Here is a 23,864-nt window from a genome sequence, read left to right as displayed (position 1 = left end):
GACCGTCCATATAGTGGGGACCGTGGCCCAGGGTCTGACCTACACCGATGCCGTCAAGCTGCTGGGCGGCTCCGGGCCGTTGATGAAGGCCGCCGACAACCTGCTCGGCGGAGTGCTCGCGGTGGCGACCGCGGGCGGCAGCGAGGCTGCCGTCAGCCTCTTCGACGCCAAGACGGAGGCGATCCGGCTCGGGCATCTGGTGGCCGAGAAGATCACCGATGTGGTACGCGACCAGGGCCGCTACAACCGCACCCGGCGCCTGCACGCCGCGCACGGTGTCCTGGTCGTCTCGTCATTCTTCGTATCGCTGGACGACTGCCTCCAGACCGCCGGACTCGCGAACCCGGACTTCACCCGCGACGACCAGCTCCGTTTTCTGGCCGCCGCCCGTGCCGACGGCTCCTGGCCGGCCCGCCTGCTCGACGCCGGCATCCCCGCCCCGGGCCCGGACCGCACCGGCGATCGTCTCCTCGCGGACCTGGCCGTCTGGTATGCGGACCGAGGCCGGCACATGGCCGGCCACCTGACCGGCCTCGCGGCCTGGGACACCGCCGACGACCGGGCCCGCCGTGCCGTCGCGGCGCTGCTCGCCGAGCGCCTGCCGCAACTGGCCGCCGACCACTACGAGGACACCGTCCGCCGACTGGTCCAGGACGTGCCCGAGTTCGGCATCTGGCTGGCCCGATTCGAGTCCCGGGCGGTGTCCCGCGGCCTGGAGGGCCTGGAGACGGCTCTGCTGAAGGCCACCTCACACCGCGATCCGGCCCGCCATCGCGCGGCGCTGGCCCGTATCTACCGCGCCGAACTCGGCGAGCCGATCCTCGGCGGCGACGCCGACGACCTGACCGTGCCGAGCCTGGCCGCCGCCTACCTGGATCCACGGTTCCGGGTGATGCCGGGCGGCCCCGGCCTGCGGCCCGCCGACGAGGACTGGTGGAACGGGGCCGACGCCCGCACCGACTTCGACACGTTCCTCGCCACCTATCTCACCACCCCGCAGGCGGCCGTCGTTCCGCTGGTGCTGCTCGGCCAGCCCGGCGGCGGCAAGTCGTCGCTGACCAGGATCCTCGCCGCCCGGCTGCCGGCCGCCGACTACCTCGTGGTGCGGGTGGCGCTGCGCGAGGTGCGGGCCGAGGCGTCCATCCAGGACCAGATCGAGCAGGCGCTGCGCGGCGCGATCGGCGAGACCGTCGCCTGGGCCGAGCTGGCCGGGTCGGCGGACGCCGCGATGCCGGTGATCCTGCTCGACGGCCTGGACGAGTTGTTGCAGGCGACCGGGGTGCACCAGTCCGACTATCTGGAGCGGGTGGCCGCGTTCCAGCAGCGGGAGGCCCGTCTCGGCCGCCCCGCCGCGGTCATCGTGACGAGCCGGGTCGCCGTGGCCGACCGGGCCCGTGTCCCGGCCGGTGGTCTGGTCGTGAGGCTGGAGCCGTTCGACGAACCGCAGGTGGACCGCTGGCTGGAGTTCTGGAACACGGCCAACGCACGGTACTGGGCGGGGACGGGGCGGCGGCCACTCACCCGGGAGGTCGTCCTGCGCTTCCCCGACCTGGCCACCCAGCCGCTGCTCCTGCTGATGCTGGCCCTCTACGACGCCGGGGCGAACGGGCTCCAGGACGCCGAGGACTTCGGCACCGGCGAACTCTACGAGCGTCTCCTGCACGATTTCGCCGAGCGCGAGGTCCGTCGTGTCCACGGCACCCACCTGCCCGAACACGAGCGGCGGGCCCAGGTCGACGAGGAGTTGCTGCGCCTGTCGGTGGTGGCGTTCGCGATGTTCCACCGGCTGCGCCTGTGGGCCACCACCGCGGAACTCGACGCCGACCTGACCGGCCTCGGTCTGCGCCCGTCCGGCGTCCCGCGGACCGAGGGCTTCCAGCGCGCCTTCAGCGCGGGCGAGGAGATGGTCGGCCGGTTCTTCTTCATCCAGCGCACCCAGGCGGTCCAGGACGACCAGACCCGCCAGACGTACGAGTTCCTGCACGCCACGTTCGGCGAATACCTGGTGGCCCGTCTCGTGGTCCAGGCGGTCCGCGAGGGGGTGGCCCTGTCCCGGGCCCGTACCGTCCGCCTGGGCGCGACCGAGGACGACACCCTGCTCCAGTCGCTGCTCGGGTTCACCCCGCTGTGCGCCCGCAGCACGGTCGTCCCGTTCCTGCGCCGGATGCTCACACCCGACTCCCGCGACTGGCTCCTGGAGAAGTTACGGGTCGCCGTGACCAGACCGACCCACACCCAGGGCACCTACCAGCCCGTCGACAAACGCATCGACCACTGGATGGCCACCTACTCCTTCAACCTGATGCTGCTCACCCTCGCGTGCGGCGGCCAGGTCCGCGCCTCCGACCTCTACCTGCACGCCCGCGACCCGGCGAGCTGGCTACGGGACACCGCCTTGCAGTGGCGCGCCGCGGTTCCCGGCGGCATGCTCCTCGACGGTTTCGTCCCGATCCACGTCACGCGCACCTGGGCCGGCGACGAACGCCGCGACCTGATCCTGGAGTTCACCGACGAACCCACCGCCGCGGCCGTCGACCCACGCTGGTCGAACCAGTTCGGCCCGAGCTGGAAATTCTCCGGTACCGGCGTCGCCGACAGCTTCAGCACCGATTTCCCGCTGGTCCCGGCGTTGGCGATGATGGACCTGTCCGGTGCCTTCAGCGACGACGTGCTGCGCCATGCCGCCGACCCGATCCTGAGCGGATGGGGATGGCCGGCGATGGCCACCTTCGTCGAGCACGAGCCGGGCGAGCTCGAATCGGTCGCCGCCACGCTCGTCCGGCTCCTGCTGATGGACCGCAGCGAGGGCGCCGACCTGGAAGCTCTGGTGGTCGCCCACCGGCGGGCAGCGCATGCACTGCGGGTCTGGAACGCGGATGTCGGAGTATTGGCTGCACGGGCCCGTTGTCATCTGATCTTCCGGCAGACCCTGGAGGCCGACTCGGTCCGCCTGCCGGCCGTTGAGGTCGAGGGGATCCTCCGGGCGTTGGGCTGAGGGTGGCGCCCTCCCCCGGGGAACAGGTGCCGGGGGAGGACGCCGTGGTGCGGGACGGGTCTACAGGCTGATGCGGCCTGCGCCCGCGTTGGCGGTCACGATCGACTTCACGTTGGCGGCGGCGTCCGCCGTGTACGAGTAGGGGATCGACGCGACCGAGCCGCCGGTCTGCCCGCTGCCCGAGTTGACGAGCAGGTTGTTGCGGGCCACCAGTGTCCCGGCGTCGGAGGAGCCCTCACCCAGGTGGAACGGGTCGTCGACGTTCTCGAACGAGTTGGCCTCGACGAGGACCCCGGCGCCTTCGGTGCTGGCTACGCCGTACCCGGAATTGCTGTTGTAGTAGTTGTTGTAGACGTGCACCGGGTTGCCGAACCGGACCCGCGGATGCCGTTGGGTCGACGCGTCGAACCAGTTGTGGTGGTAGGTGACGCGCAGGTGCCCGACGTCCTGGCTGGCGTTGCCGTCGCTGTGCCCGAGCAGCATCGACTTGTCGTGGTTGAATACCCGGTTCCACGAGACGGTGATGAAATCGGAACCGCGTTTGATGTCGACGGCGCCGTCGTAACCGTTGCTGAAACTGTTGTGGTCGACCCAGATGTTGGTGGCCGATTCCTGGACGTTGATGGCGTCGTCGTTCCAGTTCCGGAAGGACAGATTGCGGATGATGACGTTGCGGTCACCGTTGATGTTGAATCCGCAGCCGACGATCGACGCACCGGAGTTACCGATGATCGTCTTGTTGGACCGGACCCGCAACATGCCGGAGCAGGAGATGGTCCCGGACACCCGGATGTTGGCCGCCGCCGTGGACGCCAGCGCCGTGGTGAGGGCGGATGCGCTGGTCACCGTGGTGGTGGCGGCGCTGCCACCGCCGGTGGTGCCACCGTTCTGGGTGCCCCAGCCGACGAGGTCGGTGATCGCCGCGGAGGCCGGTGCGGGCACGGCGAGTGCCGCACCGATGAGGGCGAGGGGGACGGCGCCCTGCATGAGCCGATGAATTCGGCGCATTTCTGTGCTCCTTTTCAGGTAGCGAGAAATCCGCGAGAGGGCGCGAACGTGGGGATCGTTCGTATCGTGGCGCCCGGGTCGCGGACCAAGGGGGATAGGGGAGCGCTCCCGAGCCTCAGAAAAGCACAGCCTCGATGAGATGTGAAGACAAATCCGTTTGCAGGATTTCTGCAACAAGCGGGCGACAAACGCAGGAACGCCCCGGCTCGTCCGATCTGGGACGGGCTGGGGCGTTCCGCGGCCCGGGGTCAGCGCGGCGTCAGCGTGACCGTGACCTGCCCGGTTCCGCGCTTGCGGTCGGCCTTCGGCACGGCGTTGCGGATCGCTCCGGTGGCGCCCTTCAGCGTGTCCGAGACCGCCTTGGCCGACCGGCTGCTCTCCGGCAGGTATTTCTCGTAGATCGTGTTCAGGCAGTCGGTGGTGAACGAGATGACGGTCGGCCCGGCGTTGCGCAGGGCCACCAGCACGTCCTGGCTGGCGCCGGCGGCGGTGGCGGTACGGTCCAGCACGCACGAGCTGAACTGGAACACGTCGGCGATGCTGCGGTCCGCGCCGGTGACGCCGGTCGCCCGCAGCAGGTTCTGCACGGCGGGGTCGCCGAGGTCGCCGGCGGCCAGGGCGTCGCGGGCCGCGGCCCCGTGCTCGGCGTGGGCGAGCAGCAGTGCCTCGGCGGTCCGCGGGCGCAGCGCCTGGCTGTTGGGCAGGAGCAGGTCGAGCTGGCGGAGGCCGGTGTCGAGGGCGACCACCGACCAGTCCAGGCGGCCGGTGAGCCGGACCGGGCCGGCCGCGCCGGGCTGGAGTTCGAGGGTGACGGTCTGCCCGCCGCCGACCGCGACGGCGCCGGTCAGGTAGGTGAGCAGGGTGTCCCGGATGCCGTCGAGCGCGTCCGGGCTGTCGGCGGTGGTCTGGGTGTCGATGAGCGGGCGGACCCGTCCGTCGGCCGGCAGCTGGAGGAGCATCGGGAACGGCAGCCGGTTGCGGACCCGGATCTGCTGGGAGCCGGTGCCGGCGAGCACACACGCGTCGAACCGGCCCGCCGGTGTGGAGGCCACCTGGACCGTCGTGTTCGCCGCCCGTGGCTCGCAGACCAGTTCTTCCGGGGGCCCGCTGAGGTGCTCGACGGCGTCGGCCAGGGAGGCGGCGGCGGCGGCCCGGGCGTACGCCCAGAAGGTCCGGTCGGTGCCCGCCTTGACCGGCAGCACCACGCCGTTGTCGGTGGTGATCGAGTCGCCGGCCGCGTCGGTGCCGAGCCGCCAGGTGCCGAGCACGAAGCTGTCGAACAGGGCGGTGTCGCCGGCGACCGTGCGGTCGACCGCGTCGGTGACCGAGGCGGTCAGCGGCACCCAGCCACCGAGGTCGGCGGACCAGGCGAAGACGTTGAGCATCTCGGGGCGGACCCCGGCCGGCAGTTCGGCGTAGTCGATGGCGATCCGGGCCCTGGTGACGTCGCCCCGCAGATCGACGGTGACCATGTCACCGACCGTGATGATCCCGGGTGGGGCCGGGCGGTCGGCGGGCAGCGGCTCCACGCCGAAACTGACGCGGATGTCGCCCCGGCCTCCCCCGGCGGGCACATTGAATCGGACCATGTCGTCTAATCCGGACTCGTAGGCGCCTCCGGGCTCCACGAGCCGCGACTCCGGCACCCCGATCGGCCCACATGCCGCGAGCCCGGCACCGAGCGTGGTGACCAGAATGCCCGCAAGCATTCCCCGTGCGAGTTTCATGTTGTCCTCCCCGGCGGAGGAGGATAACCGGCGAAGATGAAATCCGGTCACCGACCGCAACGTGTCAACCGTCGCACCGCCCGGGGCGGGGCGGCGGAGTTTGTTCCCGCATCGTACCGTCACGGCACGGACGGGACCGCCCGTCCGGTTCGCAGACCAGCCGATCGGTACGACGGGAGATCCGTTGCGCACCGCAGTCCTGCTGCTCGCCGTCCTCACCCTCGGGTTGATGGCCGGGCTCTTCTACGCGTACGCCGGCTCGGTGATGCCGGGTCTGCGCCGGGCCGCGGACCGTTCCGCCGTCGACGCCATGCAGCACATCAACGTCGCCATCCAGAACCCGCTCTTCGGGCTGATCTTCGTCGGTGCCCTGGTGTGCACCGCGATCGCCGTGTTCCAGAACCGGGACCGTACGGACGTCGCCGGGCCGCTCCTGATCGCCCTGGTCCTCTACGCCGCGACCCTGGCCGTCACGTTCGCCGCGAACATCCCGCTCAACAACCGTCTCGACCGGCTCGGCGCCGCGGCCCGCACCGACCCCGAGCGGCAGCGGGCGGAGTTCTTCACCCCGTGGGTGCGGTGGAATCTGGTGCGCACGGTCACCAGTACGGGCGCCTTCGGGGCCGCGGCGTGGGCCCTCGTCGAGCACGGTGCGCACATCGGGTGATATGACTCATCGGTGCGATCACCCTGGCGGACCCCGGCCCGTATCGTGCCGTTCGCGTTCCTCGCCCTGATCGCGGTCGGCACCGCCCTCATGATGCTCCCGGCGGCGCGGGCCGAGCCGGGCCACGCCCCGTTCATCACCGCGCTGTTCACCGCCACGTCCGCGGTCTGTGTCACCGGGCTGGCCGTGGTCGACACACCCGGCTACTGGTCGACGTTCGGGCACGTGCTGCTGACCGTGCTGACCCAGATCGGCGGGTTCGGCATCATGGCCCTGGCGACGCTGCTCAGCCTGCTGGTCTCGCGCCGTCTGGGCCTGCGCGGGCGGCTGCTGGCCCAGGCGGAGAGCGCCGGGCTGGCCGGCGGCAACACGGCCCGGGTGCTGCGCCGGGTGGCACTGGTGATGCTGGTCGCGGAGAGCCTCGTCGCCGTGGTGCTCACCCTGCGGTTCTGGCTGGCCTACGACTACACGTTCGGCCGGGCACTGTGGGAGGCGGTCTTCCACGCGGTGCAGGCGTTCAACAACGGTGGTTTCGCCCTCTATTCCGACAGCATCGTGCGGTTCGTGACGGACCCGTGGATCTGCCTGTCCCTGGGGCTGGGCGTGATGGCCGGGTCGATCGGCTTCCCGGTCCTGTTCGAGCTGGCGCGCGAGTGGCGTACCGCCGGGACCTGGTCGACCCACACCTTCCTGACGGTGACCGGCAGCCTGTTGCTGACGGCCGTCGGGTTCCTGGTCTTCCTGGTCTTCGAGTGGCGCAACCCGGGCACGCTCGGCGGGCTGAGCACGCCGGGCAAGATCCTGGCCGCGTTCACGCAGGACGTGATGACCCGGTCCGGTGGCTTCAACAGCGTCGACCTCGGACAGCTCAACAGCGAGACGATCGCCGTCACCAACGGGATGATGTTCATCGGCGGCGGCAGTGCCAGCACCGCCGGTGGCATCAAGCTGACCACGTTCATGCTGCTCGGCTACGTGATCTGGGCGGAGATCCGCGGCGAACCGGACGTGGTGATCCGCAAACGGCGGATCGCCGAGGAGACCCAGCGGCAGGCCGTCACCGTGGCCCTGATGGGTGTCGCGCTGATCGCCGTCGGTACCGTGGCCCTGGACGCACTGACCGAGAACGTTCCGTTCGACCGGGCCCTGTTCGAGGTCACCTCGGCGTTCGCGACGGTCGGCCTGAGCACCGGCATCACCCCGGGCCTACCGCCGTCCGCGCAGTTCGTCCTGGTCCTGTTGATGTATGTCGGCCGCGTCGGCACCATTGCGGTCGGGACGGCGATCGCGCTGAACACCCGGCGCCGCCACTACCGCTACCCGGAGGAGAGACCCCTCGTTGGCTGACGAGAAACTGCCCGAAGGCGCCCACATCGCGGTGATCGGCCTCGGCCGGTTCGGCGGGGCCGTCGCCGAGACGCTGCTCGAACTCGGCTACGAGGTGCTCGGCATCGACGCCGACCCGCGGATCGTCCAGGACTGGTCGGACCGCCTCACCCAGGTCGCCGAGGCCGACGCCACCGACGAGGAGGCGCTGCGCCAGCTCGGTGTGCACGAGTTCGGCCGCGCCGTCGTCGCGATCGGCACCAACCTGGAGACCAGCGTCCTCACCGTGCTCACCCTCACCGAGATCGGCGTCCCGGAGATCTGGGCCAAGGCGACCAGCGTCAAACACGGCAAGATCCTGTCGTCGGTCGGCGCCGACCACGTCGTCTTCCCCGAGTCGGAGATGGGCGAGCGGGTCGGCCACATGATCTCCGGGCGGATGCTCGACTACATCGAGTTCGACGACGGCTTCGCCATCGCCAAGGTCCGGGCGCCGCGCGGCGCCGCCGGCCGCACCCTCGCCGACATCGGGTTGCGCACCAAATGGGGCGTCACCGTGGTCGGCACCAAACGGCCCGGCGAGGATTTCGTGTACGCACGACCCGAGACCGTCGTCCCCGACAACGCGGTCCTGATCGTGGCCGGCGACACCGCGAAGGTCGAGGCCTACGCCGCCGAGAACTGATCCGGGATCCGGTCGAGCTTGCGTACCGTCGCGGTCAGGAACGGCGTGACCTCGGCCCGGTCGGACTCGTCGCCCCCACTCATCTCGAAGAGCACCACCAGGTCGCCGTCGGCCACCGCGACGACCGTGGACTCGGACGATGTCCCGTGGACCGAGGGTCTGACGTCCCGGAAACCGGCGGCGGCATCGCCGAGGGCCGGCGGGGTCAGCGGGGTCAGCGTCGAAAGGTCATCCTTCGGGCACCGGACGGGCGTCCTCTCCATCGCCGTGACGAACGAGCGGGCGTTGAACGCGCCGGGTGCGGCGATGCCGAGGAGGACGGACGTGCCGTCGTCCTCCTCGAAGCTCTCCATCACCACGGTGGTCTCCGGCCCGCCGTCCGGCGCCGTGTCGTCGCTGCACAGGGTCCGGTTCCGCGGGATCGGCAGCGATATGTTCCGCGGGGTCTCCATGAGCCGGTAGCCGGTGGGGGCCTCGGCTCCGGTGAGCAGCGCCGCTCGCAAGTCGGTGAGGGCCGGTGGTCCGGCCGACGCGGGACCGCCCGGAACTACGACGGCCACGGCCGCGGTGACTGCCAGAATGATCGTTCGCATGCCGTCGAGGCTAGGCAGCCGGGATGCCGCCCCGAGGTCCGATCGCCGGAGTACCGCCGATCCGGTCGCTCTTCTCGGCCCCGCCGGTCACGAACTCCGCGAGCCGACCGGCGATCCGGCCCACCGCGGTCATCCTGTGCGCCGAGGGGGCCGTCGCCCCTGCTGCCGGGAGGACCCCGGCCCGGCAGCGGAGAACGCCGGACGACGGCCCGATTTCGGCGGGTGGACGCCACGCGGGAGGATCGTTGGCGTGAGAGTGGACTCCGACCGGCTGAGCGTCGGGCTGCTCGGCGGGCTGCGGGTGACCCGCGGCGGTGCTGAGCTGCCGATGACCGGTGCCCGTGTGCGCGGGCTGGTCGTCCGGTTGGCCGTCGCCGGTGGACGGCCGGTCGCGCCGGGGCTGCTCGTCGAGGCGCTCTGGCCGGAGGATCAGCCCACCGACCCGGTCAACGCGCTGCAGTCGCTGATCTCCCGGCTGCGGCGGCTGCTGGGCGGTGGTGACACGGTCACTCAGGCAGAGGGTGGTTACCGGCTGGCCGTCGAGCCGGACGACGTCGACGTGAACCGCTTCGCCCGGCTCGCCGCGGCCGGGCGGGAGAGCCTGCGGGCCGGTGACCCGGCGGGCGCGGCCGGACCGCTCGGTGCGGCCGTGGCCCTCACCACCGGCTCCTTCGAAGCGGCCGTGACCCCCGCCGGCGCGGTCACGTCCGTCCCGGGCGGCCGGGACACCGCGGCGGCCGGCCGCGGGCCCGCGCCGATCGGCACCGGCCCCGGGACCATCGCACCCGAACTGGCGGAGGTGGCACCGGCCCAGGCGGTGCGGCTCGGCCAGGCCGTCGTGGAGGCGGGCGCCGACCTGGCCGAGGCGGAGATCGCCCTCGGACTGGCCGAGCGGGCGGCGACCCGGCTGACCGGGCTGCTCGCCGAGCACCCGCTGAACGAGCGGCTCGCGGCGCTGCTCATCGACGCGCTCACCGCGCAGGGACGGCAGGCGGACGCACTGGCCGTCTACGAGCGGGTGCGGGCGGCGCTCGGTGCTCAGTTCGGCGCGGACCCGGGGGCGGCGCTGCGGGAACGTCATCTTCTCCTGCTGCGCGGGACACCGCCTCTTGCGCCGGGGCGGGGCCCGTCGACCGTACCGCCGCGTTCGGGGAATGATCCCGACCCGCCGCCGACCAACCTGCCGGAACCACTGACCAGTTTCGTCGGCCGGGCCGACGACCTCGGCCGGGTCGACGCGCTGCTCGCCGCCGGGCGGCTGGTGACGGTGCTCGGGCCCGGCGGCGCCGGGAAGACGCGGCTCGCGGTGGAGGCCGCGCGACGGCGGGCCGAGAGGTTCCGCGACGGTGTCTGGCTGGTGGATCTCGCGTCGGTGACCGAGCCGGCCAAGGTCGGCGCCGCCGTCGTCGCGGCCGCCGGGCTGCGCGGGTCGGCGCTGTTCGAGACCGCCAACCGGGTCCGGCCCGACGGGCGAGGCGACGTCGACGTGCTCGCCGAGCGGCTGTACGGGCGGCAGATCCTGCTCGTCGTCGACAACTGCGAACACCTCATCGACGCGGTCGCGCACCTGGTCAGCGCACTGCTCGTCCGGTGTCCGCAACTGCGCGTGCTGGCCACCAGCCGGGAGCCGCTGGCCGTCGACGGCGAGTCGCTGGTGCCGCTGGGCCCGCTCGGCCTGCCCGGTGTGGGCGCCGGCGCCGCCGATGCCGCACGTGCTCCGGCGGTGCGGCTGTTCGCCGAGCGCGCCGCCGCGGTCCGGCCCGGTTTCGCCGTCGACGACCGCACCGTCGGTGACGTGGTGCGGATCGTCCGCGGCCTGGACGGTCTGCCGCTCGCCCTGGAGCTGGCCGCGGCCCGGCTGCGTACCCTCGGCCTGGCCGAGCTGGCCGCCGGACTCTCCGACCGGTTCCGCCTGCTGACCAGCGGCAACCGCACCGCCCAGCCGCGCCACCGGACCCTGCGCGCGGTGATCGCGTGGAGCTGGAACCTGCTGGCCGGCGACGAGCGGGTGCTCGCCGAGCGGGTGGCCGTGCTGCCCGGCGGCGTCACCGTCGCCACCGCCGCGGCGATCAGCGGCGGCACCGCGCCCGTCGCCGACCTGCTCGCCGCCCTCGTCGACCGGTCCTTGCTGCAGCTCGCGCCGGGCGGCCGTTACCGGATGCTGGAGACGATCCGGGAGTACGGCATCGAGCGTCTCGCCGAACAGGGCGCCCTCGCCGCCGTCCGGGATCTCGCCGCGCGGCATCTGGCCGGCCTGGTCTCCGGGTACGACGACCGTCTGCGCACCGCCGCACAGGTGGAGGCGCTGCGGGCGATGCGCGCCGAATACGACAACACGCTGACCTCCCTGCGCCACTTCTGCGACGTCGGTGACGCCCGGTCGGCGGTGTCGCTCGCCCTCGACCTGTGCTGGTACTGGCAGATGTTCGGCCGGCACGCGGACGCCTCCTACTGGCTGTCGGCGGCGCTGTCGGTGCCCGGTGACGTCGACCCGGTCGCCGCCGACTGTGCCGAGGCGGTCCTCGTCCTCAACCGCACCGGCACCGAGCCGGGGCTGGTGACCGAGACCGCCGTCCAGCGCCGCGTCCGCGTCCGTGCCCTCGCCGACCGGCTCGCCACCCATCCGGAGCTGCCCGGACCGGCCGGGGCCATCGCCGCGTTCATCCTCTACTTCGCCGGTGACAACGACCTCGCCGAGCAGCGCATCACCCGCCTGATCGACGGACCGGACCGGTGGCTGTCCGCGATGGCGCACATGATGCGTGCCCAGATCGCCGAGAACAACGGCGACGTCGGGCAGATGGGACGGGACGCCGCGACGGCCCTGGACGAGTTCCGGGCCCTCGGCGACCGGTGGGGCCAGGCCACCGTGCTGCCGCTGCGCGCGCTGATCCGGCAGTACGACGGCGACCTCGACGGGGCGCTGGCCGACCTGCGTTCGGCCCGCGCCCTCGCCGCCGAGTTCGGCTCCCTCGACATCGCCGACGAGATCTTCATCGACCTGCGCTGGGCCGACCTGCACATGCGGCGCGGCGAACCGGACGAGGCCCGTATCGCGGTCGCCCAGGCCCGGACCCGGGCCGGGAACTCCGGCTCCAGCGAGATGCGGCTGCTCGTCGACGCCCTCGAAGCCGGGATGCTGATCTGGCTCGGCGACCTCGACCGCGCGGCCGAGCTGATCAGTCGCGCGGCCGCCCAGGCGGGCATCGACGGCGACGAGACGGAGGACATGCGGCTGCTCCTCGGCGGCGATCACGGATGCGCCATCGTCGGCGCCGTGCGCGCCACCCTGGCGGTGCACCAGAACGACCTGGACACCGCCGGGAAGGCGCTGGCCATGGCGTACCCGGCGGCCGTGCAGACCCAGGACATGCCGATCCTGGCCCTGGTCGCGGTCGCCGCCGCCGGCCTGGCCGTGCAGCGTGGCCTGCTCCGTGAGGCGGCGGCACTGCTCGGGGCGGCGGCCCGGCTGCGGGGCGCCCACGACCACACCGCCCTCGACGTGCTCATGGTGGCCACGCGGGCCCGGGCGGCGCTGGGCGAGGAGGGGTTCGGGGAGGCGTACGCCGCCGGCTGGAACCTGGAGGCGTCGGCCGCGCAGAGTCTCGTCGACCCCGCGCGGCTCGCCATCGGATCAGGCTCTCCGGGAGTAGGCGCGTAGCGCCAGCGGCACGAAGATCACCAGCAGCCCGGCCATGACCATCAGTGTCGTCGTCACCGGGCCGGCGACCGGGCCGCCGGTCAGCAGCCCGCGGATCGCCTTGACCAGCGGCGTGATCGGGTTGACCGCGACGAACGCCTGCAGCCAGCCCGGCAGCGTCTCGGTCGCCACGAACACGGGGGAACCGAAGGTCAGCGGCAGTACCAGCAGGAACATCACACCCTGCACCGCGCCCGAAGTGCGGACCATCATCCCCACCCACACCGAGATCCAGCAGAAGCACAGCCCGAACCCGATCGACAGCGCCACCGCGGCCACCGCCGGCCAGAACCCGGTCTCCACCCGGAAGCCCATGATCGAGCCGAAGAGCAGCATCACCAGGCAGACGCTGAGGTAGCGCACCACGTCCGCGAGCACCGCCCCGACCAGCGGCGCCGCCCGGGATATCGGCAGGGACCGGAACCGGTCGAACACGCCCTTCTCGATGTCGGCGTTCAGGTTCTGGCCGAGCGCCACCCCACCCATCGCCAGCGACTGCGCCAGCATGCCCGGCAGGAGGAATTGCAGGTAGGTGTGCCGGTTGCCGTCCGCGATCGCGCCACCGAACAGGTAGGTGAACAGCAGCAGGAAGATCACCGGCTGGATGGTGACGTCGATCAGCGCCTCCGGCGTGCGCATCGTCTTGATCAGGCTGCGCTTGGCCAGGGCCGCACTGTGCCGGGCGATCGGGGGTGCCCACGTCGTCATACCAGCTCCTCGGCTTTGGTGCGCCCGGTCAGCGCGTGGAAGACCTCGTCCAGACTCGGCAGGTGCAGCGCCAGCTCGGTCACCTCGACCCCTTCGCCGCGCAGCGCCGGGATCAGCTTGTCCAGCGCCTCGTCGCCCGCCACCGGCACCGACGCCGCGCCCGGCCGTGACCCGGCGGCCTCGTCCAGGTCCGCCGACGTGCCCGGCGCCGCGACCAGGTCCAGCAGCCGCACCACGTCCGGCAGCCGGGTGGGATCGGCCGGCCGGACCCGCAGCGTCTGCCCGCCGACCTTGCGCTTCAGCCCGTCCGGGGTGTCGTGCGCGATCACCCTGCCGTGGTCGACGACCACGATCTCGTCGGCGAGGGCGTCGGCCTCCTCCAGGTACTGCGTGGTCAGCAGCACACTCGCGCCGCTCGCCACCTGGGTGCGGACCACACCCCACATGTCCTCGCGCTTCGCCGGGTCCAGCCCGGTCGTCGGCTCGTCCAGGAAGATCACCTCAGGCCGGCCGACCAGGCTCGCCGCCAGGTCCAGGCGGCGGCGCATGCCACCCGAGTACGTCTTCGCCGGCCGCTGCGCGGCCTCCGTCAGATCGAACCACGCCAGCAGTTCGTCGGCCCGGCGCCGCGCGTCCCGCCCGCTCAGATCCAGCAGACGACCGATCAGCACCAGATTCTGTACGCCCGTCAGATCCTCGTCCACGGAGGCGTACTGGCCGGTGAGCCCGACCTTGCGGCGTACCTCCCGCGGGTTCTTCAGTACATCGATCCCGGCCACGAACGCGGTGCCCTCGTCCGGGCGCAGCAGCGTCGCCAGCACCCGTACCGCGGTCGTCTTGCCGGCCCCGTTCGGCCCGAGCACGCCCAGCACGGTGCCCCGCCGCATCCGCAGGTCCACCCCGTCGAGAGCCTGCGTACTCCCGAACCGTTTGCGCAGCCCTTCGGCGCGCACCACCAGATCTTCCGTTCCCATGCCGCCGAGCCTGACGGCCGTGCCTGGCACGGCGCGCACACCGGCCTGGCACGGCCCGCACAGTCCGCTGTCTCAGCGGGGACAGGTCGGCTGGTACTTCGTCTCCGGGACGTAGGCCGCCCACTCGTCCGGTGTGAAGCCGCCACCGGTGACGGCGCAGGCGGCCTGGGAAGGCGCCGCCCGCAGAGTGTTCAGGGCCGAGTAGTCCCAGAGAACCGCCCGTGTCCCGCTGTTGTCCGTGCCGCTGGTGACCAACGTGTGCCCGTCCGGGTGGAAGAGCAGTGACCGCGTCTTGAGGTCGGCGCGCTTCAGCCCACCGACACGCTGGGGGGTGGACGGCTCGGCCACGTCCCAGAGTGCCAGCACGGCATCCCTGGTGCCGGTCGCGAGGGTGCGGCCGTCCGGGGTGAAGGCCACCGCGTCGATGATCGTGCTGCTGCCGGTCAGGATCGCCTGCCGGCGGCGGATCGGGCCGGCGACGTCCCACAGCGCCGCCGTCCTGTCCTGGCTGCCGGTCGCCAGGGTCCGCCCGTCCGGGCTGAACGCCATGGAGCGCACGAATGCGGAGTGCCCCTTGAGGATCCCGGCCCGAACCGGGTTGGACCGGTCGGCCAGGCTCCACAGATTGACCGTCTCGTCCTCAGCGACGGCGATGGTGCCACCGTCGGGGCTGAAGGCGATCGGCCCGACCAGAGCGTCGCCCAGCAGATCGGGAAGCTGGACCGGGTTCCGCGGGTCGGTGAGATCCCACAGGTTCACGTCGTATCCATGACCGATGGCCAGCGTCCGGCCGTCCGGACCCCACGCCAGCGTCGAGACGAAGGGCCCGACGGGCAGCGTGCCGAGAGGCGCCGGCGCGCTCGGATCACGGAGATCGGTCAAGGTCACGAAGCCGTCCAGCGGCCAGGCGACGCCGGCGAGGATGTCACCGCCGGGGCTGACCGCCGCCGCATGGAGTTTCCCGGGAACGACTCGTACGGTGGCCCGCTCGCCTGGGTGAGCGGGATTCGACAGGTCCCACACCGTCGCCGTCCCGTCGACGTGTGCCGTGGTCAGGCGCCGGCCGTCCGAGCTGAGGGCGGCCATCAGCCCGTTCCGGTTCTCACCGGCTGCCCGGCCGAGGATCCGTGGTGCGCCGTGCGCCTCGACGGTCCACAGGCTCAGTGCGCCGTTGATCACGCCGGTGGACAGAATCCGGCCGTCGGGGCTGAACGCCATGGTCAGCGCCGCGCCGTCGTTGCTGTCCACATCGGCGAGGTGGACCGGCGTGTCCGCGGTCATGTCCCACAGGCGTGCCGTCCCTTCTCTGTCGCTGGTGGCCAGGGTCAGGCCGTCGCTGCTGAACGTCACGTCGGCCGCGCGGACCGCCTGCGTGAACAGCTTCTTCGGCTTGGCGGGGTCGCTCGTGTCCCAGATCGAGAGATTTCCGTCGGCGTCATGGGTGGCCAGGATCGGCCGCGCCGGGCTGAAGGCAGCTTTCCGAAACCTGCCGTCCAGCGTGACCAGAGCGGTGGGACGCGTGCGATCAGTGATGTCCCAGACCGTGCCGGTGCCGACGGTCACGACGGTACGGCCGTCGGGGCTGAACGTGGGCGGCGTCAGGCTGCCCGCGATCTGGCTGAGCCGCGCGGGACTCGCTTTGTCGGTCAGGTCCCAGAGGGTCCACACCCCGTCGATGTCGCCGACGGCGAGCGTCCGCCCGTCCGGGCTGAAGACGGGCGTACGGGCAGCGTCCGGCATGGGCACCGTGCTGATCGTGACCGGCTCGGCCGGATCGGACAGGTCGAGGAGAACCGGCTGGAAGTCCCATCCGCCGACGACGGCGAGGGTCTTGCCGCCCGGGCCGAAGGTCAGGAGGGGGAAGACCGGGAAATCGTCGAGGGTGATGAGGCGGACGGGCACGGCCGGGTCGGCCACGCTCCACAGCGACAAGGTGTAGTCGATGTCGACGACGGCGATGATGTCGTTCGCCCCGTAGGCCATGGCCAGCACGTCGTCGATGGCGCCGACCTTACGTGTGGAGGTGACGAGGCGGGCGAGCTCGGCGCGGGACTCGGCGCCGGGCTGGATCTTCTCCGCGGCGATCCCGAGCCGGAGCGCCATCGCCGGGTCGTTGCCGAGCGTCGCCGTGGCCCGGTTGAACAGCCGTCGGCCGAGCGCGATCCGCTTCTGCTCAGCCGCGTTCTCCTCCTGCCGGCGGGCCTCCTCGGCGGCCTGCTTCGCCTTTCGTTCGTTCTCCTGGGCGATGGCCCCCTGGCGGCGGGCCTCCGCCGCGGACACCTCGGCGATCCGCTGCTGTTGCCGCGCAATGGCCCGCTGCTTCTCGGCCTCCGCGGTGGCCTCCGCGGCGAGGCGTTGCTGTTGGTCCGCGATGAGCCGCTGGCCTTCCGTCTCCCGCGCCGACTGCTCGGCGAGTTCCTGCTGCTCCCGGGCCACCTTCCGTTGTTCTTCGGCCAGTGCCCGCGACCGGTTCGCCAACTGCTGCTGCTTACGCGCGTTCTCCTGCTGCCGTCTCGCCTCGGCCGCCGCCCGTTCGGCCGCGTCCCGCTGCTCCCGCGCCTGCTGCTCCTGGGTCTTCGTCTCCACGGCGGCGGCGTGTGCCCGGGCTTCCTGCGCGCGGGCGTTCTCCTGCTGGCGCCGGGCCTCCTCCGCGAACCGTCCGGCATTGCCCCGTTCCTGCGCGGCGAGCTCCTCCTGCCGCTGGGCCTCGCCCGACGCGGCGGTGGCCCGGTCGGCGTTGTGTTCCGCGACCACGCCGCTCAGCGACGCCACAGCGGTCAGCAACGCCAGCGCCGCCACGGCACCCCGGCGCAGCAGCCGGGACTGGCGGTGCTGCCGGACGTCCTCGCCCTCCAGCTCGTCCTTGCTGAGGCCGTGCATCGGGGCCGCCAACTGCGCGATCGCGTCGCGGAACCGGGTGTCCTTGAGGCTGAGGCTCTGGTCGTCCCGGGTCCAGCGCAGGTCGAGGAAGAGCGGCTCCTCGGCGAACACCCCGCGCAACGCGTCCGGCACGGCCGTCGAGTCCGCGGACAGGTCGCCACGGTACGGGTCCCACCGCCACTCGCCGTCGGTCACCACGGGCAGGATCCGATTCGCCGGTTTCGTCGCGATCCAATGCTCGATCTCGCGGTTCACCCACGGCGACTGTGCCGCCTCCGGTGACGCGAGCAGCACGAACCAGTCCGATCCGTCCAGCGCCTCCTGGATCGACGACCACAACGTCGGGGTCACCGACAGGCCGGTCTGGTCCCGGAAGATCCACAACGCGCGGCGGCGGTTCCACGGCTTCGCCAGCCGATGCAGACCATGCTGTACGGCCGGCGCCAACCGCCCGTCCGCGGCGTGGCTGTACGAGATGAAGCCGTTGAAAGTCATGCCGGGCCCCCGCATTCGATGGTCAGCGCCGACAGATTCTCCACGCGGGAGCCCTCAGGCGGAAATCGGCGCCCGGAAACGAGCGCCACCAGCACCCGCGCGGCCCGCCTCCCCGGCCGTCACCTGACCGGACAGCCTTCATTGTATCGATCATTTCGCATAGAACGGGCCACCCCGTCGCGTCTGGGGAGGCGACGGGGTGGCGGCTCTGATGTTTCAGGAGGCTGCGGTCACCCCGGGTACCCGGGGTGACCTGGTGTCAGACGGCGGCCGGGGCGCCGGCCGGGGCGGCCGGGACGCCGTGGTCGTCGTCGAGCATGGTCTGCTCGTCGAACGGGTCGTCGCCGGCCAGGACCAGATGGGCCCGCTCGCGGTCGAACTCCTTGGTCCAGGTGCCGATCAGGACGGTGGCGACCGCGTTGCCGGCGAAGTTGGTGAGGGCCCGCGCCTCGGACATGAAGCGGTCGATGCCGACGATCAGGCCGACGCCGTCGACGAGGTCGGGGCGGTGGCTCTGGAGGCCGCCGGCCAGGGTGGCCAGGCCGGCGCCGGTGACGCCGGCGGCGCCCTTCGAGGCGATGATCATGAACAGGAGCAGCGAGATCTGCTCGCTCACCGACAGCGGGTCACCCATCGCCTGGGCGACGAACAGCGACGCCATGGTCAGGTAGATGGCGGTGCCGTCGAGGTTGAAGGAGTATCCGGTCGGGACGGTGATGCCGACGACCGGGCGGCTGACGCCGACGTGCTCCATCTTGGCGATCAGGCGGGGCAGCGCCGACTCCGACGACGACGTGGACAGGATCAGCAGGAACTCCCGGCCCAGGTACTTCAGCAGACTGAAGATGTTGATCCGGGCGACGGCCCACAGCAGCGCACCGAGCACCACGAAGACGAACAGCGCGCAGGTGACGTAGAAGCCGAGCATGATCTGGGCCAGGCTGACCAGGGCGTCGGTGCCGGTGGCGCCGACGACCGCGGCGATCGCGCCGAACGCGCCGATCGGGGCGAGCCACATGAGCATCGCCAGGATGCGGAAGACGAGCCGCTGGAACAGGCCGAGCGCGCGCAGCACCGGCTCCGACCGGTCGCCGAGGGTCTGCAGGGCGAACCCGGTGAGCAGCGCGACCAGCAGCGTCTGGAGCACGTTGCCGGAGGCGAGCGGGGCGAGCAGGCTGTCCGGGATGATGCCGAGCAGGAAGTCGGCGGTGCTCTTGGCGGGTTCGGTGCCGATCGCCTTCTGCCCGGCCGCGGCGGTCGAGGCGTCCAGCTGCATCCCGGAGCCGGGGTGGATGATGTTGCCGACGACCAGGCCGATGGCGAGGGCGACGGTCGACATGGTGAGGAAGTATCCGAGGGCCAGGCCGCCGACCTTACCGACCTTGGCAGCCTGCCGGATGGAACCGACGCCGAGGACGATGGTGCAGAAGATGACCGGGGCGATCATCATCTTGATCAGGTCGACGAAGCCGGTGCCTATGGGTTTCAGCTCCACCGCCACGTCCGGCACGATCAGGCCGACGGCGATGCCGAGGAGGACGGCCACGATGACCGCCAGGTACAGGTAGTGGGTGCGGTCCCGTTTCACCGGGGCGGTAGCGGTAGTCATGCCGAGAATGTGGCCTGGGTCTCAGCGGCTTTCACCGTTACGTTCATTCTGTTCATCCGTAAGAAACGAAACGAGGCCCGGTTTGGCACGACCGTGGAGCATCGCCCGGCAGCTCTTCGCCCTCCAGGTGCTGGTGGTGACGCTGCTGGTGGCGATCGGGACGACCGGTGCGGTGCTGCTCGCCAGCCGGGACGCGCAGGCCGCCGCGGAGGCCGAGGTCATCGCCGTGGCCGAGACCATGGCGCACTCGCCGGCGGTGACCGGCGCGCTGCGGGCCGACGATCCGGCGGCGGCGCTGCGGCCGTTCATCGAGGCGACCCGCCACGCCACCGACACCGACTTCATCGTGGTGATGGCACCGGACCGCACCCGCTACAGCCACCCCACGGAGAGTCTGATCGGTCAGCCGTTCGCCGGTTCGGTCGACGAGGCGCTGCGGGGCGGCCGGGTGATCGAGGAGTACCGGGGCAGCCTCGGCAACTCGGTCCGGACCGTCGTGCCGATCCGTGACCCGGACAGCGACACCATCATCGGCCTCGTCTCGGTCGGCATCAAGACCGACGAGATCAACCGGGAGCTGGTGGCCCAGCTACCGGTCGTCGGCGCCGCCACCGGTGTCGCCCTGCTGCTTGCCGCATCCGGGTCGTGGCTGCTCAGCCGCCGTCTGCGCCGGCAGACGCACGGACTCGGTCCGGCCGAGATGACCCGGATGTACGAGTACTACGATGCCGTCCTGCATGCCGTCCGCGAAGGCCTCGTGGTCGTGGACCGGGACGGCCGGGTGACTCTGATCAACGACGAGGGCCGCCGGCTGCTGGGCGTGACCGCCGACGGGCCCGCCGACGTGCCGCCGGAGGTGGCCGGCCTGATCGCCGAGCGCCGCCCCACAGTGGACGAGCCGGTGCTGATCGGCGACCGGGTGCTGGTGGCGAGCCGCCGGGAGACGAGGTTCGACGGGCGGGTCCTCGGCACCGTGCTGACCCTGCGCGACCACACGGAGCTGCGGGCGCTGACCGGGGAGCTGGATTCGGTACGCGGCCTGACCGAGGCTCTGCGGGCCCAGGCGCACGAGGCCGCGAACCGTCTGCACACCGTTCTGACCATGGTCGAACTCGGTCGCACGGACGAGGCGATCCAGCTGGCGACCGCCGAGCTGGCGGTCGCCCAGCAGCTCACCGACCAGGTCGTCGGCGCGGTCGAGGAGCCGGCTCTGGCGGCGCTGCTGCTCGGCAAGTCGGCGCAGGCCGGCGAGCGCGGCGTGGAGCTGACCATCGACGGGGAGTCCCGGCTCACCGGCTCGCTGCTGCGCGGCCGCGACCTGATCACCGTGGTCGGCAACCTGATCGACAATGCCCTGGAGGCGGTCGCCGAGACGCCGCTGCCACGGCGGGTCGGTGTGCTGGTGCGGGAGGAGGACGGCGAGGTGCTGGTGCGGGTGCGCGACAACGGGCCCGGTCTGAGCCCGGACCAGGCGGCCAGCGCCTTCCGGCGCGGCTGGTCCACCAAGGGCGACGGGCACGGCATCGGACTGTCGCTGGTCCGGCAGGTCGCCGAGCGGTACGGCGGAAGCTACGACATCCACACCGCCCCGGAGGGTGGTGCGGTGATCAGCGTCCGGCTGCCGGTGCCGGCATGAGCACCCGCCCGCCGATCCAGGTCCTGGTGGTCGACGACGAGCCGCTGATCGCCGAGGCGCACCGGGCGTACACGGAGAAGGTCGAGGGTTTTGTGGTCGCCGGTGTGGCGCACACCGCGCGGGACGCGATGACCCGGTTGCGCGCCCAGCCGGTCGATCTGGTGCTGCTGGATCTGAACCTGCCGGACAAGCACGGCCTGGAGATCGCGCGGGCGCTGCGCGCGGCGGGCAGCGGCACCGACGTGCTGGCCGTGACCTCGAACCGGGACATCACCATGATCCGCCAGGCGGTCGCGCTCGGGGTGACCCACTACCTGCTGAAACCGTTCACGTTCGCCGCGTTCCGCGACAAGCTGGACCGGTACGCCCAGTATCGCCGCCAGCTCGCCGGGTCGGCCGAGGTGGCCGCCCAGCACGAGGTGGACCGGGTGTTCGCGACCCTGCGCGGCGCTCCGCCGGACACCCTCCCCAAGGGACTGGACCCGAGGACGTTCGACCTGATCCTGGTCGCGTTGCGGGCGGCGGCCCCGGCCGGGCTGTCGGCCGCCGAGGTCGGCGCGCGCACCGGGACGGCCCGGGTGACGGCCCGCCGCTACCTGGAGCACCTCGCCGACACCGGCCGGGTGGTGCGCAGCCCGCGATACGGCGGACCGGGCCGTCCCGAGGTCGAGTATCGTCCGGCGTCCGGGGGTACCCACGGTCCATGACGGACCAGACCCTGATCATTCTGGGCGCGAGCGGCGACCTGACCGCCCGGCTGCTGCTGCCGGGCCTCGGCGCGCTGCTCACCGCCGGGCACGTGCCCGGCCTGACGCTGATCGGCGCGGCCACCGACGACTGGGACGACGCGCGCTGGCGACAGCGCGTGCACGACTCGTTCGGGGCGCACGGCGCGAGTGCCGCCGCCGAGTCGGCCGGTCAGCGGCCGCCCGCGACCTACACCGCCCCGGCCGCCTCGGACGTCGCCGACCGGGCCCGCTGGGTGCGTACCGACGTGACGGACCCCGACGACCTGCGGCGCCTCCTCGGGGAGGTGCACGGCTCGGCGGTGATCTTCTTCGCGCTGCCGCCGGCGGTCACCGCGAAGGCCTGCGAGGCGCTGCTCGGCGTGGATCTGCCGGCCGGCACCCGGCTGGTGCTGGAGAAGCCGTTCGGCACCGGCAGCGCCTCCGCCGCCGAGTTGAACGCGCTGCTCAGCCGGCTCGTCCCGGAGGAGCAGGTGCACCGGGTCGACCACTTCCTCGGCAAGTCGACCGTGCTCAACATCCTCGGCCTGCGGTTCGCCAACCGGATCTTCGAACCGGTCCTGGACGCCATGCACGTCGAGTCGGTGGAGATCGTCTTCGACGAGAACCTGGCTCTGGAGGGCCGCGCCGGGTACTACGACAAGGCCGGTGCGCTCGCCGACATGATCCAGAGCCATCTGTTGCAGATCCTCGCACTGATCACCATGGAGGCGCCGTTCACGATGGCCGCCGCGGAGTTCCGCGACCGCAAGGCCGACGTGCTGCGGGCGACCCGGCTGTGGGACGACCCGGCCACCAGCAGCCTTCGTGCCCGCTACACCGCCGGTGACCTGGACGGGCGGAAGCTGCCGGACTACGCCGACGAGCCGGGCGTCGATGCGGCCCGCGGCACCGAGACCCTCGCCGAGATCGTTCTGGCCGTCGACACCTGGCGCTGGGCGGGTGTCCCGTTCCGGCTGCGCTCCGGCAAGGCGGTCGGCGACAGCCGCAAGGAGGCGGTGATCACCTTCAAGCGGCCGCCGCGCGTCCCGGACGGCCTGCACGGCTGTGACCAGCCCGATCGGCTGCGGATCGGATTCGGCCCGGACCATCTGGCCATCGACTTCAACATCAACGGCCCGGGAGATCCGTTCGAGCTCGATCCGGTCACCCTGGAGGCCGATTTCGGCCAGGGCGACCTTCCGCCGTACGGCGAGGTGCTGCGCGGCGTCTTCTCCGACGACCCGACCCTGTCGGTACGGGCGGACACCGCCGAGCAGTGCTGGCGCATCGTCGAGCCGGTCATCGAGGCATGGCACTCCGGCGCGGTGCCGTTGCGGGAGTACCCGGCCGGGTCCAGCGGCCCTACCCTGCCTTTGCCGCGGTGACCGCGATCGTGGTGTAGGGCATGGTGAACCGCTCACCGGTCACCTCACCGAGGCCGTCCAGCAGGGCGGTCAGCTCCGCCGGCGGCAGCAGCGTGTGGCCGCCGGCGGTCGGGATCAGGTCGAGCCACTCCGCGCGGGTGTATTCGTGCTCCCACGCGAAGCGCCACACCTCCGGCGTCGCGAAGTCGGCTCCGATGCTGGCGGCGGCCTTCTCCGCGACGGTGGCGTAGGGGTCGGTCGCCGCCCACGGGCTGAACGGCAGGCTCGGTGCGGCCCGGCGGTAGACCTCGCCGAAGGCCGCCGCCAGCTCGGGCGGCGGCTGGTAGGCGTTCCAGAACAGTGCCAGGCGGCCGCCCGGGCGCAGGGCCCGGGCGGCGTTCGCCGAGCCGGCGGCCGGGTCCACCCAGTGCCAGGTCTGCCCGGCGACGATGGTGTCGAACGTGCGGCCGGCGGGCTCCCAGTCCTCGAACCGGGACTCCTCGACGGCGAAGCCGTGCCGGCGGGCGGCCTCGGCCATCCGCGGGTCGGGCTCGACGCCGAGCACGTGGCAGCCGGCGTCGCGCAACTGGCGGGCCACGATGCCGGTGCCGGTGCCGACGTCGAGTACCTCGCGGCCGAACGCGGCGATGCGGGTGATCAGGGCGGCCGGGTAGCGCGGCCGGGCACGGTCGTAGCGGTCGGCGTCGACGCCGAAGGACTCGGCGATCCGCCGGTGATCCGGGTTAGTGGGCATGCGCCCACTCTAAAT

General features: G+C 72.0%; 16 protein-coding genes. 8 read left to right on the top strand and 8 right to left on the bottom strand.

All coding sequences use genetic code 11. The annotated features are described in order from the left end of the window. Positions 1-22 precede the first annotated feature (22 nt). A complete protein-coding gene (locus BC793_RS13090; protein ID WP_146246249.1) occupies positions 23-2,995 on the top strand; it encodes an NACHT domain-containing protein in 2,973 nt (990 codons plus the stop codon). A 60-nt stretch (positions 2,996-3,055) separates the two neighbouring features. Here BC793_RS13090 and BC793_RS13085 read toward each other — a convergent pair whose 3' ends face one another. After that, a complete protein-coding gene (locus BC793_RS13085; RefSeq protein WP_109592724.1) occupies positions 3,056-4,003 on the bottom strand; it encodes a pectate lyase family protein in 948 nt (315 codons plus the stop codon). A gap of 248 nt (positions 4,004-4,251) precedes the next feature. Further along, complete coding sequence (locus tag BC793_RS13080; protein ID WP_146246248.1) at positions 4,252-5,730, bottom strand: hypothetical protein; 1,479 nt, start codon at positions 5,728-5,730, stop codon at positions 4,252-4,254. Between the two features lie 184 nt (positions 5,731-5,914). Between BC793_RS13080 and BC793_RS13075 the strand changes: the two genes are divergently transcribed. From BC793_RS13075 to BC793_RS13065, 3 genes are read left to right on the top strand one after another with little or no spacing between them, the layout of a single operon-like run. Continuing rightward, on the top strand, positions 5,915-6,397 hold the full coding sequence (locus BC793_RS13075; protein WP_239169972.1) for an anthrone oxygenase family protein: 483 nt from the start codon (positions 5,915-5,917) through the stop codon (positions 6,395-6,397). Between the two features lie 12 nt (positions 6,398-6,409). Continuing rightward, positions 6,410-7,744 carry a TrkH family potassium uptake protein gene (locus BC793_RS13070; RefSeq protein ID WP_109592720.1) on the top strand — a complete coding sequence of 445 codons (1,335 nt, stop codon included), beginning with the start codon at positions 6,410-6,412 and terminating at the stop codon, positions 7,742-7,744. Beyond that, positions 7,737-8,408 carry a potassium channel family protein gene (locus tag BC793_RS13065; protein ID WP_109592718.1) on the top strand — a complete coding sequence of 224 codons (672 nt, stop codon included), beginning with the start codon at positions 7,737-7,739 and terminating at the stop codon, positions 8,406-8,408. Before BC793_RS13070 ends, BC793_RS13065 begins: the two co-directional genes overlap by 8 nt. On the opposite strand, the gene BC793_RS13060 is transcribed toward BC793_RS13065, so the two are convergent. Then, positions 8,390-9,001 carry a hypothetical protein gene (locus BC793_RS13060; RefSeq protein ID WP_109592716.1) on the bottom strand — a complete coding sequence of 204 codons (612 nt, stop codon included), beginning with the start codon at positions 8,999-9,001 and terminating at the stop codon, positions 8,390-8,392. The genes BC793_RS13065 and BC793_RS13060 overlap by 19 nt on opposite strands. A gap of 250 nt (positions 9,002-9,251) precedes the next feature. Between BC793_RS13060 and BC793_RS13055 the strand changes: the two genes are divergently transcribed. Then, the gene (locus BC793_RS13055; protein ID WP_239169971.1) at positions 9,252-12,662 is read left to right on the top strand and encodes an AfsR/SARP family transcriptional regulator; all 3,411 of its coding nucleotides are present in this window, start codon (positions 9,252-9,254) and stop codon (positions 12,660-12,662) included. Here BC793_RS13055 and BC793_RS13050 read toward each other — a convergent pair. The 4 genes from BC793_RS13050 to BC793_RS13035 all read right to left on the bottom strand — a co-directional run bounded on the left by BC793_RS13050 (position 12,636) and on the right by BC793_RS13035 (position 19,367). Further along, complete coding sequence (locus tag BC793_RS13050; RefSeq protein WP_109592714.1) at positions 12,636-13,409, bottom strand: ABC transporter permease; 774 nt, start codon at positions 13,407-13,409, stop codon at positions 12,636-12,638. The genes BC793_RS13055 and BC793_RS13050 overlap by 27 nt on opposite strands. Next, positions 13,406-14,383: an ATP-binding cassette domain-containing protein gene (locus tag BC793_RS13045; RefSeq protein ID WP_109592712.1), complete on the bottom strand. Its 978-nt coding sequence runs from the start codon at positions 14,381-14,383 to the stop codon at positions 13,406-13,408. Before BC793_RS13045 ends, BC793_RS13050 begins: the two co-directional genes overlap by 4 nt. A 72-nt stretch (positions 14,384-14,455) precedes the next feature. Then, the gene (locus BC793_RS13040) at positions 14,456-17,758 is read right to left on the bottom strand and encodes a toll/interleukin-1 receptor domain-containing protein (protein ID WP_158319237.1); all 3,303 of its coding nucleotides are present in this window, start codon (positions 17,756-17,758) and stop codon (positions 14,456-14,458) included. A gap of 259 nt (positions 17,759-18,017) precedes the next feature. Further along, on the bottom strand, positions 18,018-19,367 hold the full coding sequence (locus tag BC793_RS13035) for a cation:dicarboxylate symporter family transporter (RefSeq protein ID WP_109592708.1): 1,350 nt from the start codon (positions 19,365-19,367) through the stop codon (positions 18,018-18,020). A gap of 82 nt (positions 19,368-19,449) precedes the next feature. Between BC793_RS13035 and BC793_RS13030 the strand changes: the two genes are divergently transcribed. Genes BC793_RS13030 through BC793_RS13020 form a run of 3 tightly spaced genes read left to right on the top strand, consistent with a single transcriptional unit; the run spans position 19,450 to position 23,116 of the window. Then, the gene (locus tag BC793_RS13030) at positions 19,450-21,003 is read left to right on the top strand and encodes a sensor histidine kinase (RefSeq protein ID WP_211340633.1); all 1,554 of its coding nucleotides are present in this window, start codon (positions 19,450-19,452) and stop codon (positions 21,001-21,003) included. Continuing rightward, the gene (locus tag BC793_RS13025; RefSeq protein ID WP_109592704.1) at positions 21,000-21,710 is read left to right on the top strand and encodes a response regulator; all 711 of its coding nucleotides are present in this window, start codon (positions 21,000-21,002) and stop codon (positions 21,708-21,710) included. The genes BC793_RS13030 and BC793_RS13025 overlap by 4 nt, the downstream gene beginning before the upstream one ends. Continuing rightward, positions 21,707-23,116, top strand: a complete 1,410-nt coding sequence (locus BC793_RS13020; protein ID WP_109592701.1) for a glucose-6-phosphate dehydrogenase — start codon at positions 21,707-21,709, stop codon at positions 23,114-23,116. The genes BC793_RS13025 and BC793_RS13020 overlap by 4 nt, the downstream gene beginning before the upstream one ends. On the opposite strand, the gene BC793_RS13015 is transcribed toward BC793_RS13020, so the two are convergent. Continuing rightward, entirely contained in the window at positions 23,094-23,849 is a 756-nt protein-coding gene (locus BC793_RS13015) for a class I SAM-dependent methyltransferase (RefSeq protein WP_109592699.1), read from the bottom strand. The two genes, BC793_RS13020 and BC793_RS13015, sit on opposite strands and share 23 nt — an antisense overlap. Between the last annotated feature and the right edge of the window lie 15 nt (positions 23,850-23,864).

The organism is Actinoplanes xinjiangensis, assembly GCF_003148685.1.
Classification (GTDB): domain Bacteria; phylum Actinomycetota; class Actinomycetes; order Mycobacteriales; family Micromonosporaceae; genus Actinoplanes; species Actinoplanes xinjiangensis.
The sequence above is the reverse complement of the archived record's forward strand: the minus strand, read 5'-3'. Positions and strand labels throughout refer to the sequence as shown.